This window comes from Mesorhizobium shonense, from assembly GCF_040545255.1.
Classification (GTDB): Bacteria; Pseudomonadota; Alphaproteobacteria; order Rhizobiales; family Rhizobiaceae; genus Mesorhizobium; species Mesorhizobium shonense.
This window is the reverse complement of sequence record NZ_JBEPLM010000013.1, coordinates 46985-61049: the sequence shown is the minus strand read 5'-3', so window position 1 is coordinate 61049 and position 14065 is coordinate 46985. Positions and strand designations below refer to the sequence as shown.

At 61.1% G+C, this 14065-nt stretch carries 13 protein-coding genes and 2 pseudogenes; 8 read left to right on the top strand and 7 right to left on the bottom strand.

What is annotated here, in order from left to right; all coding sequences use genetic code 11:
• Positions 1–293: 293 nt before the first annotated feature.
• The 6 genes and pseudogenes from ABID26_RS27505 to ABID26_RS27480 all read right to left on the bottom strand — a co-directional run bounded on the left by ABID26_RS27505 (position 294) and on the right by ABID26_RS27480 (position 5514).
• Entirely contained in the window at positions 294–1226 is a 933-nt protein-coding gene (locus ABID26_RS27505) for a DUF2493 domain-containing protein (protein WP_126098574.1), read from the bottom strand.
• A gap of 352 nt (positions 1227–1578) precedes the next feature.
• Positions 1579–2604 (bottom strand): annotated as a pseudogene (locus tag ABID26_RS27500) (DUF7146 domain-containing protein); the annotation flags it as partial.
• A 293-nt stretch (positions 2605–2897) separates the two neighbouring features.
• Positions 2898–3515 (bottom strand): annotated as a pseudogene (locus tag ABID26_RS27495) (ParB/RepB/Spo0J family partition protein); the annotation flags it as partial.
• Between the two features lie 162 nt (positions 3516–3677).
• A complete protein-coding gene (locus ABID26_RS27490) occupies positions 3678–4073 on the bottom strand; it encodes a DUF2958 domain-containing protein (RefSeq protein WP_126098575.1) in 396 nt (131 codons plus the stop codon).
• Positions 4070–5041 carry an ArdC family protein gene (locus tag ABID26_RS27485; protein WP_354417125.1) on the bottom strand — a complete coding sequence of 324 codons (972 nt, stop codon included), beginning with the start codon at positions 5039–5041 and terminating at the stop codon, positions 4070–4072. Before ABID26_RS27485 ends, ABID26_RS27490 begins: the two co-directional genes overlap by 4 nt.
• A gap of 257 nt (positions 5042–5298) precedes the next feature.
• A complete protein-coding gene (locus ABID26_RS27480; protein ID WP_292342224.1) occupies positions 5299–5514 on the bottom strand; it encodes a hypothetical protein in 216 nt (71 codons plus the stop codon).
• A gap of 98 nt (positions 5515–5612) precedes the next feature.
• Between ABID26_RS27480 and ABID26_RS27475 the strand changes: the two genes are divergently transcribed.
• On the top strand, positions 5613–6065 hold the full coding sequence (locus ABID26_RS27475) for a Ros/MucR family transcriptional regulator (RefSeq protein WP_126098578.1): 453 nt from the start codon (positions 5613–5615) through the stop codon (positions 6063–6065).
• A gap of 789 nt (positions 6066–6854) precedes the next feature.
• On the opposite strand, the gene ABID26_RS27470 is transcribed toward ABID26_RS27475, so the two are convergent.
• Complete coding sequence (locus tag ABID26_RS27470; protein WP_354417124.1) at positions 6855–7925, bottom strand: NAD/NADP octopine/nopaline dehydrogenase family protein; 1071 nt, start codon at positions 7923–7925, stop codon at positions 6855–6857.
• 228 nt (positions 7926–8153) lie between these two features.
• On the opposite strand from ABID26_RS27470, the gene ABID26_RS27465 reads away from it, so the two are divergent.
• The 7 genes from ABID26_RS27465 to ABID26_RS27435 all read left to right on the top strand — a co-directional run bounded on the left by ABID26_RS27465 (position 8154) and on the right by ABID26_RS27435 (position 14053).
• On the top strand, positions 8154–9125 hold the full coding sequence (locus ABID26_RS27465; protein ID WP_292300329.1) for a LysR family transcriptional regulator: 972 nt from the start codon (positions 8154–8156) through the stop codon (positions 9123–9125).
• A complete protein-coding gene (locus ABID26_RS27460) occupies positions 9122–10582 on the top strand; it encodes an NAD(P)/FAD-dependent oxidoreductase (protein ID WP_354417123.1) in 1461 nt (486 codons plus the stop codon). Before ABID26_RS27465 ends, ABID26_RS27460 begins: the two co-directional genes overlap by 4 nt.
• Positions 10579–11061 (top strand): CMD domain-containing protein, encoded by a 483-nt coding sequence (locus ABID26_RS27455; RefSeq protein WP_126098582.1) that lies wholly within the window; start codon positions 10579–10581, stop codon positions 11059–11061. The genes ABID26_RS27460 and ABID26_RS27455 overlap by 4 nt, the downstream gene beginning before the upstream one ends.
• Positions 11058–11621 carry a peroxidase-related enzyme gene (locus ABID26_RS27450; RefSeq protein ID WP_126098583.1) on the top strand — a complete coding sequence of 188 codons (564 nt, stop codon included), beginning with the start codon at positions 11058–11060 and terminating at the stop codon, positions 11619–11621. Before ABID26_RS27455 ends, ABID26_RS27450 begins: the two co-directional genes overlap by 4 nt.
• A gap of 55 nt (positions 11622–11676) precedes the next feature.
• On the top strand, positions 11677–12417 hold the full coding sequence (locus ABID26_RS27445) for an amino acid ABC transporter ATP-binding protein (RefSeq protein WP_126098584.1): 741 nt from the start codon (positions 11677–11679) through the stop codon (positions 12415–12417).
• Between the two features lie 24 nt (positions 12418–12441).
• Positions 12442–13269 (top strand): transporter substrate-binding domain-containing protein, encoded by an 828-nt coding sequence (locus tag ABID26_RS27440; protein ID WP_126098585.1) that lies wholly within the window; start codon positions 12442–12444, stop codon positions 13267–13269.
• A gap of 67 nt (positions 13270–13336) precedes the next feature.
• A complete protein-coding gene (locus ABID26_RS27435) occupies positions 13337–14053 on the top strand; it encodes an amino acid ABC transporter permease (protein WP_126098586.1) in 717 nt (238 codons plus the stop codon).
• The last annotated feature ends 12 nt before the right edge of the window (positions 14054–14065 follow it).

Genomic DNA, 14065 nt, shown 5'->3' with positions numbered 1-14065 from the left:
TGGTATCAAAGCCGGCAACATGCGACGGTGTCACGAAGACAAGCAGAACGAGAAGCTCCAGCCAGGCGGGGTGCATGAGAAGGAGAATCTGGAATTAAAGGAAGATTGCGGCCGCGACGGCTGTAATCGACGATGATGCGGAGGATTGCTGCGCGTGTCGTGAGCCAAAACCTCACCGTAGCGGCTGCGAATGATGGCAGTGCGAGACCGCAAGCGTGAAAATGCGGCCAGCGGAGAGCAACGATGGCAGCAAGCGCCAGGCGCAAGTAGGTTGTGATGCTGAAAGGCGGCGCTCACGCGCCGCCCCATTTACGGAAGTCGTACGTTTTGATGCCGAGCTTCCTGGCTTTGTCGGCGAAATTGTCCTGGATGCCCGTTCCTGGGAAGATGATGACCCCGATCGGCAAGACATCGAGCATCGCGTCATTACGCTTGAACGGTGCGGCGCGCCCGTGCTTCTCCCAGTCGGGCGCGAAGCCGATTTGGGGAACCTTGCGATTGCTGGCCCATTTGGCGGCGATCAGCTCGGCGCCCTTCGGCGACTTGCCGTGGATCAGCACCATGTCCGGATGCTTGGCGTGGACTTTGTCGAGCACGTCCCAGATCAGCTGATGATCATTGAAGTCGAGGCCGCCGGTCAGCGCGATCTTCGAACCGGCTGGCAGCATGACCTCGGTGTCGGCCTTGCGTCGGGCCGCGAGGAAGTCCCGGCTGTCGACCAGCGCGGCGTTGAGATGCCGATGGTTGACCATTGACCCGGTGCGCGGCCGCCAGGCCGAACCGCTGTACTGCTCGTATTGATCGGCGGCCTGGTCGCGCATGAGTTCGAAGGCGTCCCGCCGCTCGAGCATGGTCTGGCCCTGGGCGGTGAGGTTCTCGAGCTCGACCGCCTTGATCTCGGTGCCGTCCTGTTCCCGCTGCAAGCGGCGCTGGGCCTGCTCGTTGTCGTCCAGTTGGCGCTCGATCCGCAGCACCGCGCGATGGAAGACATTGGTAACGGACCAGAGCAGGTCGTCGAGATCGGGTTCGAGGCGCGTATCGGCCAGGGTGGCGATCAGGGTATCGAAGATGTCGGCCACCGCTCCGGCCACATGATCGCCATCGGGCAGCGTTCGCGGATCGGGCTCGTCCGTGAAGGGGCGCCAGCCATAGAGCTGGAGTTCGGTAAGAACGTGGTCGGTCGGGGACGATGCGTGGTGTGGCTCGGTGTCGTCGTGCTCGCTCATGGGGATCTCCCGTCGCCTGGACCGCGACCCTCGCGGCCTTCATGGCGACGAAAGCCCACAGGCGGGGCGCCGGGCACCCGGAGCGAAGTGGAGGGGCGGAGCGTCAGCGCAGGATGGCAGAGGCCGACTATTTTGTCTGGCGATGGAAAGGCGTCGCTCCTGGCCGCTGGCAGTCGCCGGCAGTCGCGCGCCGCCGGAAAATAGTCGGCCGCCGCCATTGCCTGGCCGGCCCGTTTGTGGGCCCGATCGCCCTCTCGAAGGCCGGGTCGCGGCTCTTGTCGGGCGGGCCGTCATCAAGACGCCGGCGGGACCGAATCCCGTCCCGTCTCCTACGGATCATGCCGCCCGTTTTCAGATAGCGCAGGCGGTCCCTATGCATGAGCTGGTCTGCAATTACTGCCCGGAGTGCGTCGAGACCGAAATGGCGGAGGTCGTCGTTGAAGTCCTCCAACGCCGGCGACAGCGCGATTGCCTCGATCCCGGCCTCGCGTGCCCGCCCTGCCAGGGTGTCGTGGGCACCGTCGCCGGCGGGGTCGTTGTCGCGGATGACATAGAGCCGGCGCAAGGTCGGCGGGAACAGGATGGCCCCGAGGTGGGCTGCCGAGAGTGCCGCCGCCATAGCCATGTCGGGCAAGGCGCATCTCAGCGACAGCGTCGTCTCGATGCCCTCGCCCGCCGCCATCACGCTGGTCGGCACGCCGAACCGGACGGCCTGACCGAGGAGATCGCCCATCGCGCGTCGCGGCGTGTCGATGGGCGCCTTGCCGTTGCCGCCGGGATCGAGCCAGGTGCGGTGCGCGCCAGTCTGTCGTCCGCCGAGATCGGTGACCGCGGCGATGATGGCCGGCCAGGTCTCGGTCGGGCCATGATCCTCGGGTCGATAGTAGCAGCGCGGACGGAACCGGAGCGATCCGGTTCCGCGCAAAGTCGTAATGCCGCGTCCGCGCAGATACGCCTCAGCGAGCGTGCCGGTGATCAGTTGCGACATGGTGAAGAGCCGCCGCGAGGCCTCTGGCGATCCCGTTGGAACAGGATTGGTATTGCCGCATGAAGAACGCGGTTCTGGTTCCGATCTTGGCATCGCCAAGAAGCTGCGTGCCTCGTCAGCGACGTCCTTGAAGTCGATGAGACCGAGCGCATCACGGATGACGTCGAGCAGGTCGCCGTGCTCACCGGTGGCGGCGTCGGTCCACTTCCCCGCCGGTCCTTTCGGCGAGTTCCTGAGCCGGACGAACATCGAGCGGCCCGGCGCATTGCGGACGTCGCCGACCTGCCAGTAATTGCCGGAGCGGCGCCCATTCGAGAGGTAGTGCCGGCACACAGCCTCGGCATGTTCGCCGAGACGGTGGGCGAGTTCGGCGGTATCGCGGCGGGTCATCATGCGGTCTCCCGCTCGCTGACGCGTTCGATGGGGAAGCGCCCGAGCACGCGATCGAGCACCGCGATGCCAGCGGTATCGGTCGGCACGAACATCCTGAGCTTCCACGAAATGATCTCGTGGAAGAGCCCATAGGCGGTGAGTCGCTCGCGCATCGTGTCCGTGAAGCCAGTCAATTCGAGGCGCCAGGCGCACCGGACATAGCCGCGATCGACGACGAGGTCGCCATCGCGGTTGATGCTGACGAAGACGCCCGCGCGCGGGATCTCCGCCGGATCGTAAATCATCGGTCTGTTCTCGATCCGCTCCAGCGCTTCCTCGATTTCCCCAAGACGTCGATCGTCGGTGACGGTGAAGGCCATAAGCTCGTCGAGCTTCATGCCGTCTTGCGCATAGATGTCGAGCAGCTTCGACGAAACCTTAGCGAGGCGCAGGCGCTGCTGCACGAAGGTGGCCGAGACGAAGAAGCGCGCTGCGATTTCCTCGTGTGTGGCGCCCTGGTCGTGGAGGGTCTGGAACGCCCGGAACATGTCGAGAGGATGAAGATCTTCGCGGTGGAAGTTCTCGGCCAAAGAATCCTCCTCGATCGGCACCGCACTGTTCGCGTCCGAGACGATGCAGGGCACCGCTTCGGTCTTGACCATCCGCTTCTGCTTGACCAGGAGTTCGAGGGCGCGATAGCGACGCCCGCCCGCCGGCACCTCGAACATGCCGGTCTCGTTGCGCTCGCCGTCGAGCACTGGCCGGACGTTGAGACTCTGGAGGAGTCCACGTCGTGCAATGGAAGCGGCGAGGTCCTCGATCGACTGCCCGTTCTTGATGCGCCGGACATTGGCCTGGCTGAGGATCAGCTTGTTGAAGGGGAGGTCGCGCGAGGTGTGGAGGGTGATCTTCTGCTTGGCGGTCGCCATGGTCTTTTCTCCGCGACGGGCGGCCGGGAATTCCTCTCGACCTCCAACCCGTCACGAAGAGCAGCGCCGCCCTCTCACTCTGAGGACGGCGCCGCAAAGCCGGCTTTCCGAAGAAGCGCAAAGCCGGAAACCCGGAAATCCGAATCGCCGGTCTTGCGAGTTTCAGAATGCCCACGACGGGGGTGTCAGGATTTCATCGCGTCGGTCGCGAGCTATCCAGGCGACGACGCCTTCTGCCGCACGGGTGCTGCCCGCCTGCCGGGTGGCTTCGGTCCAGACCGATAGCGGCAGGTGGGTGGCAAAAAGGATGTCACGTTCGATTCCCATGCCGAAGGGCAGGTGAACGGACGTCAGTTCCTCGAGCGAGAAGCTGCCGAGCTCGGGATAGCCAAGATCGGCGAGACCGAACAGGGTATCGCCGTCGGCATCGAGCTCGGTGGCGAGCCAGACGCCCTCGCCCGGTGGATTGAAGAACTTGACCACAGGCACGTGGTCGGCACCGCGGTCACGGCCGTTGGCCAGCAGGCGTTCGTGCTGTTCGTCGGTCAGCAGGATCATGCCGCCCTCCTGTCGATCTCAGGCTCGCCGTTCTCGCCGCCGTCAACCGCGCGGCCGGCGTCGGGCAGAAAACCGAGGAGCCAGTCGGCGGCCTTGCTGGCCTGCGAGGCGGCACGCACGACTGCGCGGTTGTCCTCGCGCAGCACTTCGAGCCAGGAGCCGAGGTAGTCGGCATGACGCACAGTCGGCACGATGCCGAGCGCGGCGCAGCAGAAGGCCGAGTTCATCTCCGCGACGAGTTCCTCGAAGGCATACTTCTTGGTGCCGAAGGAGCCGCTGAGGTCGCGGCCGAGCCGCGAGGCGTGCCCGGTGGCGTGGCCGAGTTCGTGGAGCGCCGTGCGATGCCAGTTGATCGGCTCGAAATAGGCGGCGGGCGGCGGCACCCGCACGTAATCGTGGGCGGGCACATAGAAGGCGCGGTCGCCGCCGATGCGGAAGTCAATACCGGTCGCCTTGATCAGCATCTCGACGGTAGGCTCGATCATGCCCGGCGGAGGCGGCGGCACCTCGACGGCGATGTCCGGGGGAAGCCCTTCGCATTGCGCGACGTTGAACACGGTGAAGCGCTTGAGGAATGGAATGGCATGTGTTTCCTCGCCGGTGTCGCGGGCACGCTGCTCTTCGTCCTCGGGGACGAAGCGGTCGGCGTAGACCACGGTCGTGCCGTGCTCGCCCTTGCGGACATTGCCGCCAAGGGATAGGGCCTGACGGAATGTGAGCCAGCCTTGGCCGGGAAATCCATATTGGACGACCGAGCCCCACAGGATGAGGATGTTGATGCCGCTATAGGCACGGCCGGTGCCGGCATTCTTCGGCAGGCCGACCGGTGCTTGCCCTGCCGACGTTCCCCAGGGCTGCACCCACGGGAAGCGCCCGGCTTCGAGCTCGGCAATGACCTTGCCGGTGATTTCCTCATAAAGGCTTGCGCGGTTGGCGCCGGCGCGAGCATGGCGGTGGTGTCTGGACATGGCGGTTCTCCGCGACGGGCGCCGGGAGCCTCTCTCCCAGCCCTCAACCCGTCACGACAAATCCGGTCAGCACTCTCACTCTTGGGGGCGTTGGGGGTCTCCCCCACAGAAGAGGTCGGCCGAGACCACGGCGCGGCCCAGGGAAGGCATTCCCTTTAAAATCGCAAAGGCGCAGAAGCGGAGGTCAGGATTTCAGAACGCAAGCTCAGCCTGCAGGGGTGTCCCAGATAAGCTAGTCGGAATCATTTTGTCGCCAATCAGAGGGGCGATGCCACCATATCGCTAACTTCGCCGTTCAATTCGGGCGTCAGCAGGGCCGCCGCATCGCCCGGCATCCCGCGGTTGCACTGCTTGCGCAGCGGCCAGCATTTGACTTCCTTCCTTTTGAAGATATTCAGGAAAGGAAATTGCTCGGTGCGGGATTGTTGGTTTCCGCAAACCGGTGCTTTCAGCCATTTGTCTGAGGCCGACAAAAGTTTTGCAACAATAGGATTGGTGCGCCATCAAACTTGAAGTACATAGCCGGGTGCGGGGGGGCTGGCTTTAGATTTCAACTCCAGGAGTGAATACCTTGAACGAACAAAGCGAGGCTCAAAACCTTGATCTCGTCGGCCTGACGGCGGATATCGTCTCGGCCTATGTGAGCAAGAACGCCCTCCCCGTCGCCGGGCTCGCCGAACTAATTGCCTCTATCCATTCCTCGCTGTCCGGAATCGGCAAGGTTCGCGTGGCCCCCGGGCCGAAACAGGAGCCGGCAGTCAATCCCAAGAGGTCAGTGACGCCCGAGTTCATCATTTGTCTGGAAGACGGAAAGAAGTTCAAATCGCTGAAGCGCCATCTCGGCGTGCATTACGGTATGACACCCCAAGAATACCGTGAGAAATGGAACCTCCCGCAAGATTACCCGATGGTCGCGCCGAACTACGCTGCCCAAAGATCGATCTTGGCCAAGTCAAGCGGGCTTGGACGCAAGACTGCTGCTAGCCCGGCGCCGAAGGCGAAACGAAAGTCACAACGCGGCTAGCAGGGTTCCGCGTTGCGGCAGGCTCTATCGGCGCTTCTGCCTTTCTCCGCGGCGTTAAGGAATCATGGCGTTGCATTTGCAACGCCATTTCTTTGAAAAATGCGACGTTGCGAGGCAGTGTCCCACGAAGCTGACCTTTCATTTCAGAAACAAAGAAAGGACTGGTAGAGGCGTCGGCATGCCCGGGAACGTGAAATACATGGTAAGAAAGTCAGACATCTCGCCAATCTGGAAAAGCGGCGAACAGTCTTCGACCGATCGCCGGAATAATGCTTCTGCTGCTCACCGGGCAGGGTATCAAGCGCAAAGCCCCAACGTTTTCACCACGCCAATGTTGCTCCGCACTCCTCCTGGCAAGCGGTAACCTTGTTCCCAGCGCGGTCTTGTTCCCAGCGCGGTCGGCGTCAGATATAATCGCAGGACCGGATGTGATAGGCGTCCGGCGAGCATGCGCTCTCGGTTGGCAAATATTTGAAAGGCCAGATGCTAGCGCGGGAACCAAGAGTTGGTCGGATGTAGCGCCGAATCAACTTGGCAGGAGGGTCGACTGAAGTGCTCAGATTATTTCAGATAAATTGGCCTAATATACGAGTGATATTCAGGGCACACGCGAGCTTTCTTAATGTTTTGCTCGCGACATCGTTGAGTTGGCCCTCACATCCCAGGACTGCTCGTTGAATTTCCGGTAACTAGCCAGTGGCAACTCGACGCCGCCCCTCCCCTATGGCGACGCGTTTGCGTTTGGCCACGCGCCGGGCCTGACTTGGCCCCGCAATCCCCTGTGCCTAGCTAGAATCCCTCGCGCGAAAGGTTCGCGAGGTCTACGTCTGACATTCCCTCGATTCCAAGAGCAGGAAGAATATCGTTGCCTGCCTTGAGATCGCGACCGTAAGCAGCCGACAAGATCGAAATTCCGGACTCGTGGAGTATGGCCGGGTTCCCGGTGATATTACCCAACAATGCGGTCGGCAGCAGCCCGAACGGGACGTCCTCGAGAATATAGCGGCTTTCGATGGTTGTCGGTCCAAAGCCACCGCGGCCTTGGCGGTCCATCTCCTGATTCATCTCCGAAACGGTTCCCATCGGAACATGGAACGACAACGAAAAATGCTCTTTGACGGTCCGAACTGCGATGCCAAAATGGCTGGCGATGGCAAGCCGTTCGGCATCCAGGGCCTCGATAAGGCAGCCGACGGCAGGGGTGACGTTTCCCCCCTGGCTCCATTGCTCGGCCTTTTCCATGCGCGTCAGATTAAGAAGCGCAATTCCCAGATGATTTTGCGGATTGAGGTTGCTGAGCGCGATCGCAAGCATCCCGTCGCGCTTGACGAAACGATCATCGAACAAGGTCGTGCAAAGTTCGTATCCTTCATCCTGGGCTTTGAAGGGCAGCGTCGCAACGTCAAGCTTCTGGCGAATGGTGGTGACATGGACTTCGGTCGGCCCGAGCTGGCGGCCAGTCAATAGCGTTGTGCCCCAAACGACGATCGGCAACGAGACCTTGCGTTCAGCCAATCGCCTGGAGAGATAAAGCGCCGCGAACGAACAATGCGAACTGATGATGACCGGTATTCCATCAGTCAGATGGGGGATGGCCGCATCCATCACCATCTTGTGGCCGTAGGCCGGGAGCGCAATCACCACCACGTCCGCGTTGGCGACGGCATCCTTGCAGTCCCTGGCAATGCGTACCGGAACCGTCGCCTCTATATCCCCCGTCGCTTTCAACAAATCCCCAGCAGCCAAGGCTTTGGTGCGCTGTCCCGACGGTGACCAAAGTGATGGCGAATGTCCCGAATTCGCCAGATAGGCGGCAAGGCCATAAGCGATTGCTCCGGCGCCCAGAATACTCACGCGCATAATATTCCTCCTGTTGCAGTTTATGGTTCGCCTTTGCTGTCGGTCAGCTTCAATTTTTCATTAGGTGGGTTCCGCAAGTTGGAGCCGCGACAACCGTCATTGGCCCGCCCCGATCAGCTCTGAGCCGGCAAAATGCACAAAGCCGCAGCGAACATTAGTTTCCCCTTGACATATATCAAAAACGAATGAGACGATGTCAATCATTCGGATTACGCATGTAGGGAGAGCATGGAAACCCGAGACCTTCAGACCTTCCTTGCGGTTGCGGCCAGCGGCAGCATCACCAAGGCGGCTGACATGCTCGGGCGTTCCCAGCCTGCGGTTACACGCACCATTCAGGACCTCGAGGCCGAGCTTGGCTTCGAATTGCTGCACCGGATCGGTCGACGCGTGCAGTTGTCTGAAGAAGGGGTCGCCTTCGAGGAGGAAGCGCGGCGCCTGCTGATGTCCTTCACTGAGCTCGCAGCGCGGGCCAAGATGATCGCCGCCGGCAGGGGGCGCATCCTGCAGATTGTAACAACCTCTGCGATCGGCACCGGATTGATCCCCACGGCCTTGGCTGAGCTCCAGGGTGTCGAGCTTCCGCACGAGACGCATCTCGGGCAGTTTCTTCCCTCGATCGTCGCCCAGGAGGTGCGCAGCGGACGCGCCGAGGTCGGGTTTTCGAGCCTGCCGCTCGATACGCCCGGTCTGGATGTCCTGCGGCTCTATTCGGCGCCTGATGTCGCTGCCGTGCGGGAGGACGACCCGCTGGCTGAACTTGACGTCGTTCCGCTTTCGGGTTTTGCCGGTCGCCGCGTCGCCACGCTGCTCAATCCGCTGCGTTTTCAGTTGCATGTCGCCAAAGCGCTGGCTGCCCGCGGCATCGACACGGGCCCGGTGATCCGGACCAATACTGCCTATGGCGCCTTGCAGATCGTGCGCAAGACCGGGGTCGCGGCAGTCATCGATCCCCTCACCGCCTATGGAGTGCCCCTGCCGGGTGTCGTCATTCGCCCGCTCGATGTAACCGTTCTGTTTTATTGGGGCGTTGTGGCTGCAGCAAACCGCCCCCTTCGTCCAGTTGCACAGGCGTTGATCGAAGCGGTCGAAGCGGTGGCTGAACGGTCGATCGCCGGCTTCAGGAAACTCGATCCAGCCCTGGCCGGACAATTGGTGACCGATCCTGCGTCGGGCACAAATCACGGAACCGGAATATGAAGCATACTCCCACCCCAGCAGGCCTTGCTGCGCTGGAAGCTCAGCTTGCCCAGGATCTCGAGTTTCTCGAGCTCCCTGCCAAGCCTTGGGTCCCCAAGCAATTGCATGACGGTGTGCCGGTCCGCGACGTCGTTGTCATTGGCGCCGGCATGTGCGGACTTGCCGCCACGGCAAAGCTTGTGCTGACCGGGATAACCAATGTTGTTGCCTATGATGCGGCTCCGGCCGGGCTCGAAGGACCATGGGTGACGTTTGCCCGCATGCAAACGCTGCGCTCGCCGAAGACCCTGAACGGCCCCTCGCTTGGCCTACCCCAGTTGACCTTCCGCGCCTGGTTTACGGCACAGTGGGGCGTTGCGGCGTGGCACTATCTGGACAAAATCCCCAGGAGCCAGTGGATGGACTACCTGGTCTGGTATCGCAAAGTTCTTGCTCTGCCGGTGCGAAACAGCGTGCGCATGACCGGTGTCGCGCCCGTCGATGATCTAATTGCGATCGATGTCGAAGGCGCGGAAACAGGCCGGGTTCTCACCCGCCATCTCGTTCTGGCCACGGGTCGGTCCGGCCTCGGCGGTTTTGCCGTGCCCGATTTCCTCAAGGGCATCGATCGCACCTATTGGGCCCATTCTGCCGACGACATCGATTTCGATGCGCTGAAAGGCAAGCGAGTGGCGGTCATCGGCGCCGGCGCCTCTTCCATGGACAATGCCGCAACGGCGCTCGAGGCGGGCGCCGGCTCGGTCGACATGTTGATCCGCCGCAAGGAAATGCCACGCATCAACAAGCTGACCGGCATCGGCAGCCAGGGAGTTGTACACGGCATCTATCACCTCCCCGATGCTTGGAAGTGGAAATTCTTCGACTACACCGCCTCGACCCAGACGCCGCCGCCGCGCTCATCGACGCTCCGCGTGTCTCGCCATCCCAACGCTCGGTTCTTTCTCGACTGCGGCATAGTCGCGGTAAAGCAAGATGCAGAAGGCCTTCTGGTTGAAACCACACAAGGGCCAATGCGCTACGACTTCCTGATCGCGGCGACCGGCTTCTCAAACGACTTCAGCGACCGCCCTGAGTTTGCGGCGCTCGCCCCCCATATCCGCACCTGGTCGGATGGTCGATATTCACCCGATATGGGGCCGCCGCGTGCCGGCATGTCGGAGGCCCCCGATCTCGGTCCCGCTTTCGAGTTTCGCGAACGCAACCCGGGCTCCTGCCCGATGCTGGCGCATATCCACTGCTTCAACGATGCTGCCATGCTGACCCACGGCAAGGTCTCCGGCGATATTCCGGCCGTCAGTGCCGGTGCCGAGCGTCTGGTCCGCGGCATTACCGCATCGCTCTTTGCCGAAGATGTCGAAACCCACTTCGCCAATCTGATCGCCTACGACACCCCCGAACTTTTCGGTGACGAATGGGTCGATTCAACACCTCTGCTGCAGAAGGAGGCCGTCCAGTGATCGACGCAATGGACAAGGCCGCCGGTCTTTCGCCGGAAGATGCCCTTTTCGCTACGCGGCGGTTTCGACCCGAATTCGTGCAAGGCGCGGAGGAATGTCGCCTCTCCGTCCTGCAACCGGCAAACGACCAAGGGCTGGCCGCGAATTTGCGAGTTGCTCTGGCCCGTCGGATGGCCGCCCTCAATGCTGATCCCGTACTGATGGCCGAATATGATGTGCAACTGGCTCAGCTTGGTCCGACGGAGCAGCTTCTGAGCTTGGCGCGGGGCGAAACGGATCTTGAGGAGCCATTGGTGACAATCGCCAAGCATGTCGACCTGATCACGCTGACGCCGAAAAAAGCAGAGGCGAGCCACATCGTGCTGCTGGCGCAGGCGGGGTTAAACAATCCTCAGATCGTCGCGCTCTCCGAACTGATCGCCTTCGTAAACTTCCAGGCGCGGGTCGCGACCGGCTTGCGATTGATGAGGTCGGCATGATTTCCTCGGTTCGCCTGAAGCCTCTGAATTGGCATCCCTATATCGCACCGGTCGAACTCTCCGAGGCCACGCCGGAACAGCTCGAAGCGATGAAGGTCACGCCCTCTGCCAAGAAAGTTTCGGAATATGTGCGCACCCTGGCGCACGATCCCGAAAGCTATCTTGCCCGCACGATCCTGTTCAACGCGATCATGTATGTCGAAGGCGGGCTTGCCCGCCCCGATCGCGAACTTGGCGCGTTGGGCGCCTCGATCGTCAACGGCTGCAAATTCTGTGCCGTCGTTCACGCCCGCCGGCATGCGGAGCTGACCAAGAGCGATGAGGTGGTCACCGCGCTGTACCTCGACAAACCCGAAAAGCTTGGGCCGCGCGATGCGGCAATCTACAGCTTTGCCCGCCGTCTGTCGGCGGCGCCGTCGGAAGCGACGGCAGACGATATCGCCTCGCTGCGATCCGTCGGCATGGATGACGCCGAGATCATCGATCTGATCCACGCCATATCGATCTTCGGCTGGGCAAACCGGCTGATGCACGTTCTGGGCCACGCGGAGAGCGGGTGATCACGTCGCGTGTAGTCAAGCCAGTCCGTCTCACACTTTGAAGGGCCAACCAGAAATGCTTGAACTCAAAAACATAAAGCTGTCTTACGGAAGCACGCAGGTCCTCAACGGCGTCAATCTCTCTGTTAATCGAGGTGACGTGGTGTCGATCATCGGCCCGAGCGGAACCGGCAAGACCACGCTGCTGAAATGCATTAACTACCTGGCCAAGCCGTCGTCAGGAACCATCGCATTCGACCAGATCCGGATGGACTACCAGCGCGCCGACAAGACCGCTGTCCAGGCGATCCGGCTTCGAACGGCGATGGTCTTTCAGCAATTCAATGTCTTCAAGAACATGACGGTCCTCCAGAACGTGATGGATCCGCTTGTCGTCGTGCAGCGCAAATCCGCGGACGAGGCGCGTGAAATCGCGCTGCGAGAGCTTGACCGGGTCGGTCTCTCGGCGAAGCGGGACAGCTATCCTTCCCAGCTGTCGGGCGGCCAGCTCCAGCGCACCGGCATCGCGCGTGCGCTGGCGGTTCGGCCCGACGTGATGCTCTTCGATGAGCCGACGTCATCGCTGGATCCTGAACTCGTCGGCGAAGTTCTGAAGGTGATCAAGGATGTCACGTCGTCAGGGATCACTTCGCTGCTTGTGACCCACGAGATGCAATTCGCAAAGAACATCTCGAACCGGATCGTCTTCATGGATCGTGGCGTGGTTGCCGCCGACGGCAGCCCGGCTGAGATCTTCGACGCGCCATCCAGCCCGCGACTTGCTCAATTCCTGCAGTCAGAACTCGCTTTTCAATAGCTCAACAAGAAGGGAACCTAAGAAATGTCTGCAATCACATCCAGTCTTTCCCGTCGTGCTGCCCTGGCTGTTGCCGGCGGCATCGCAATCGCCCTTGCAACCGCAGGGATCAGTCATGGCGAGACGGTCCGGACGATCAAGATCGCCACGTCGGCGGAATCCAAGCCGCTGGCGTGGGGCGCGATCGGCGTCGAACCGCAAGGCTATGAACCTGATCTGCTGAGGGCAATCAATGCCAAGCTGCCGCAGTACAAGTTCGAGATGGAAGGCGTCTCGGATATCGCGCAGGAAACCGGCCTCGCCACAGGCAAGTACGACATCGCGGTCGGCGGCTACTACAAGTCGCCTGAGCGCGCCAAGCAGTTCCTCATCCCGGAAAACCCGATGGGGGCCAGCCTGATGAAGATCTACAGCAAAAAAGGCAGCGGCATTAATGAAATGAAAGACCTGGTCGGCAAGAGGATCGTTCCGACCACGGCCGGCGGCGGAACCTACAAATTCATCATGAACTGGCAGAAAGAGAACCCGCAATACAAGCTTGACGTGACGGCATCGAGCGCGGGCATCCCCTACCCGAACCGTTTGGACGAAGTTCAGAACGGCAAGTTCGACGCGCTTGTCCTGCCTTCGAATTTGGGCGAACAGACCGTCATCGAGGAAAAGAAGCTCGATATCGTGCCGTCCGAGCCGGTCTTCAGCAACAACACCTACATGCTCATTCACAGGTCGGATGAAAACAAAGTTTTGGCTGACGATGTGAACAAGGTCCTCAAGGAGTTGAAAGACGACGGCACGATCGAAAAGCTCTCGCAGAAATGGTTCGGCGAGGGCATCGTCCAGTACATGAAATAAGCCGATCGCCTGCGACCATATTTGTTAGTCAGCGGCAAGACTGAATTGCAAGAAGGAGCGTTTCAAGGTGGATGTTTCTGCTATGATCCCCGAGTTGCTCTCGGCGTTGCCGCTGACGCTCGCCATCACGTTCACGGCCATGTTAGTCGGCTTTTGCCTGGCTCTCGTGGCGACAACACTCCGGGTTCGCAGGATGCCGGTGATCAGTCACCTGACCGATCTCTACGTGTCCTATGCCCGAAGTGTTCCAGTCGTCCTCCAGTTGTTCATCGCGTTCTACGGGCTTCCCCTATTGGTGGCCCTGTTCGGGTCTGCAGATTTTTTCTCGCCGACGGTCGCGGCAATGGTGGGACTAAGCTTTTACCACGGGGGATATCTGTCGGAAGTCATGCGGCCGGCATACCTGGCCGTCGATCGCGGCCAGCATGATGCGGCAGACAGTCTGGGATACACCTTTCGCCAGAAGATCGCTCGCGTCGTAGGTCCACAGGCGGTGCACTTTGCATTGCCGGGCTATGGAAATTCCATCATCTACCTGATCCACAACGTTGCGCTGGTCATGTATATCGGGGCGGCGGACGTGATGGCGACCGCGCATTTGATCATGGAGCGCGACTACAATCAGTACCAGTTCGAAACGTACCTGGTGCTGGCGGTCATCTATTCGCTGATGTGCCTGATCGCTTGGCTCATTGTGCGCTTCTTCGAGCTTCGCTCGCCGATGCAAGCATTGGAGGTGACGACCACCGCTCCGATCAAAAACGCTGCTATCGCAAGCGTCTGACCCAAGGGTATT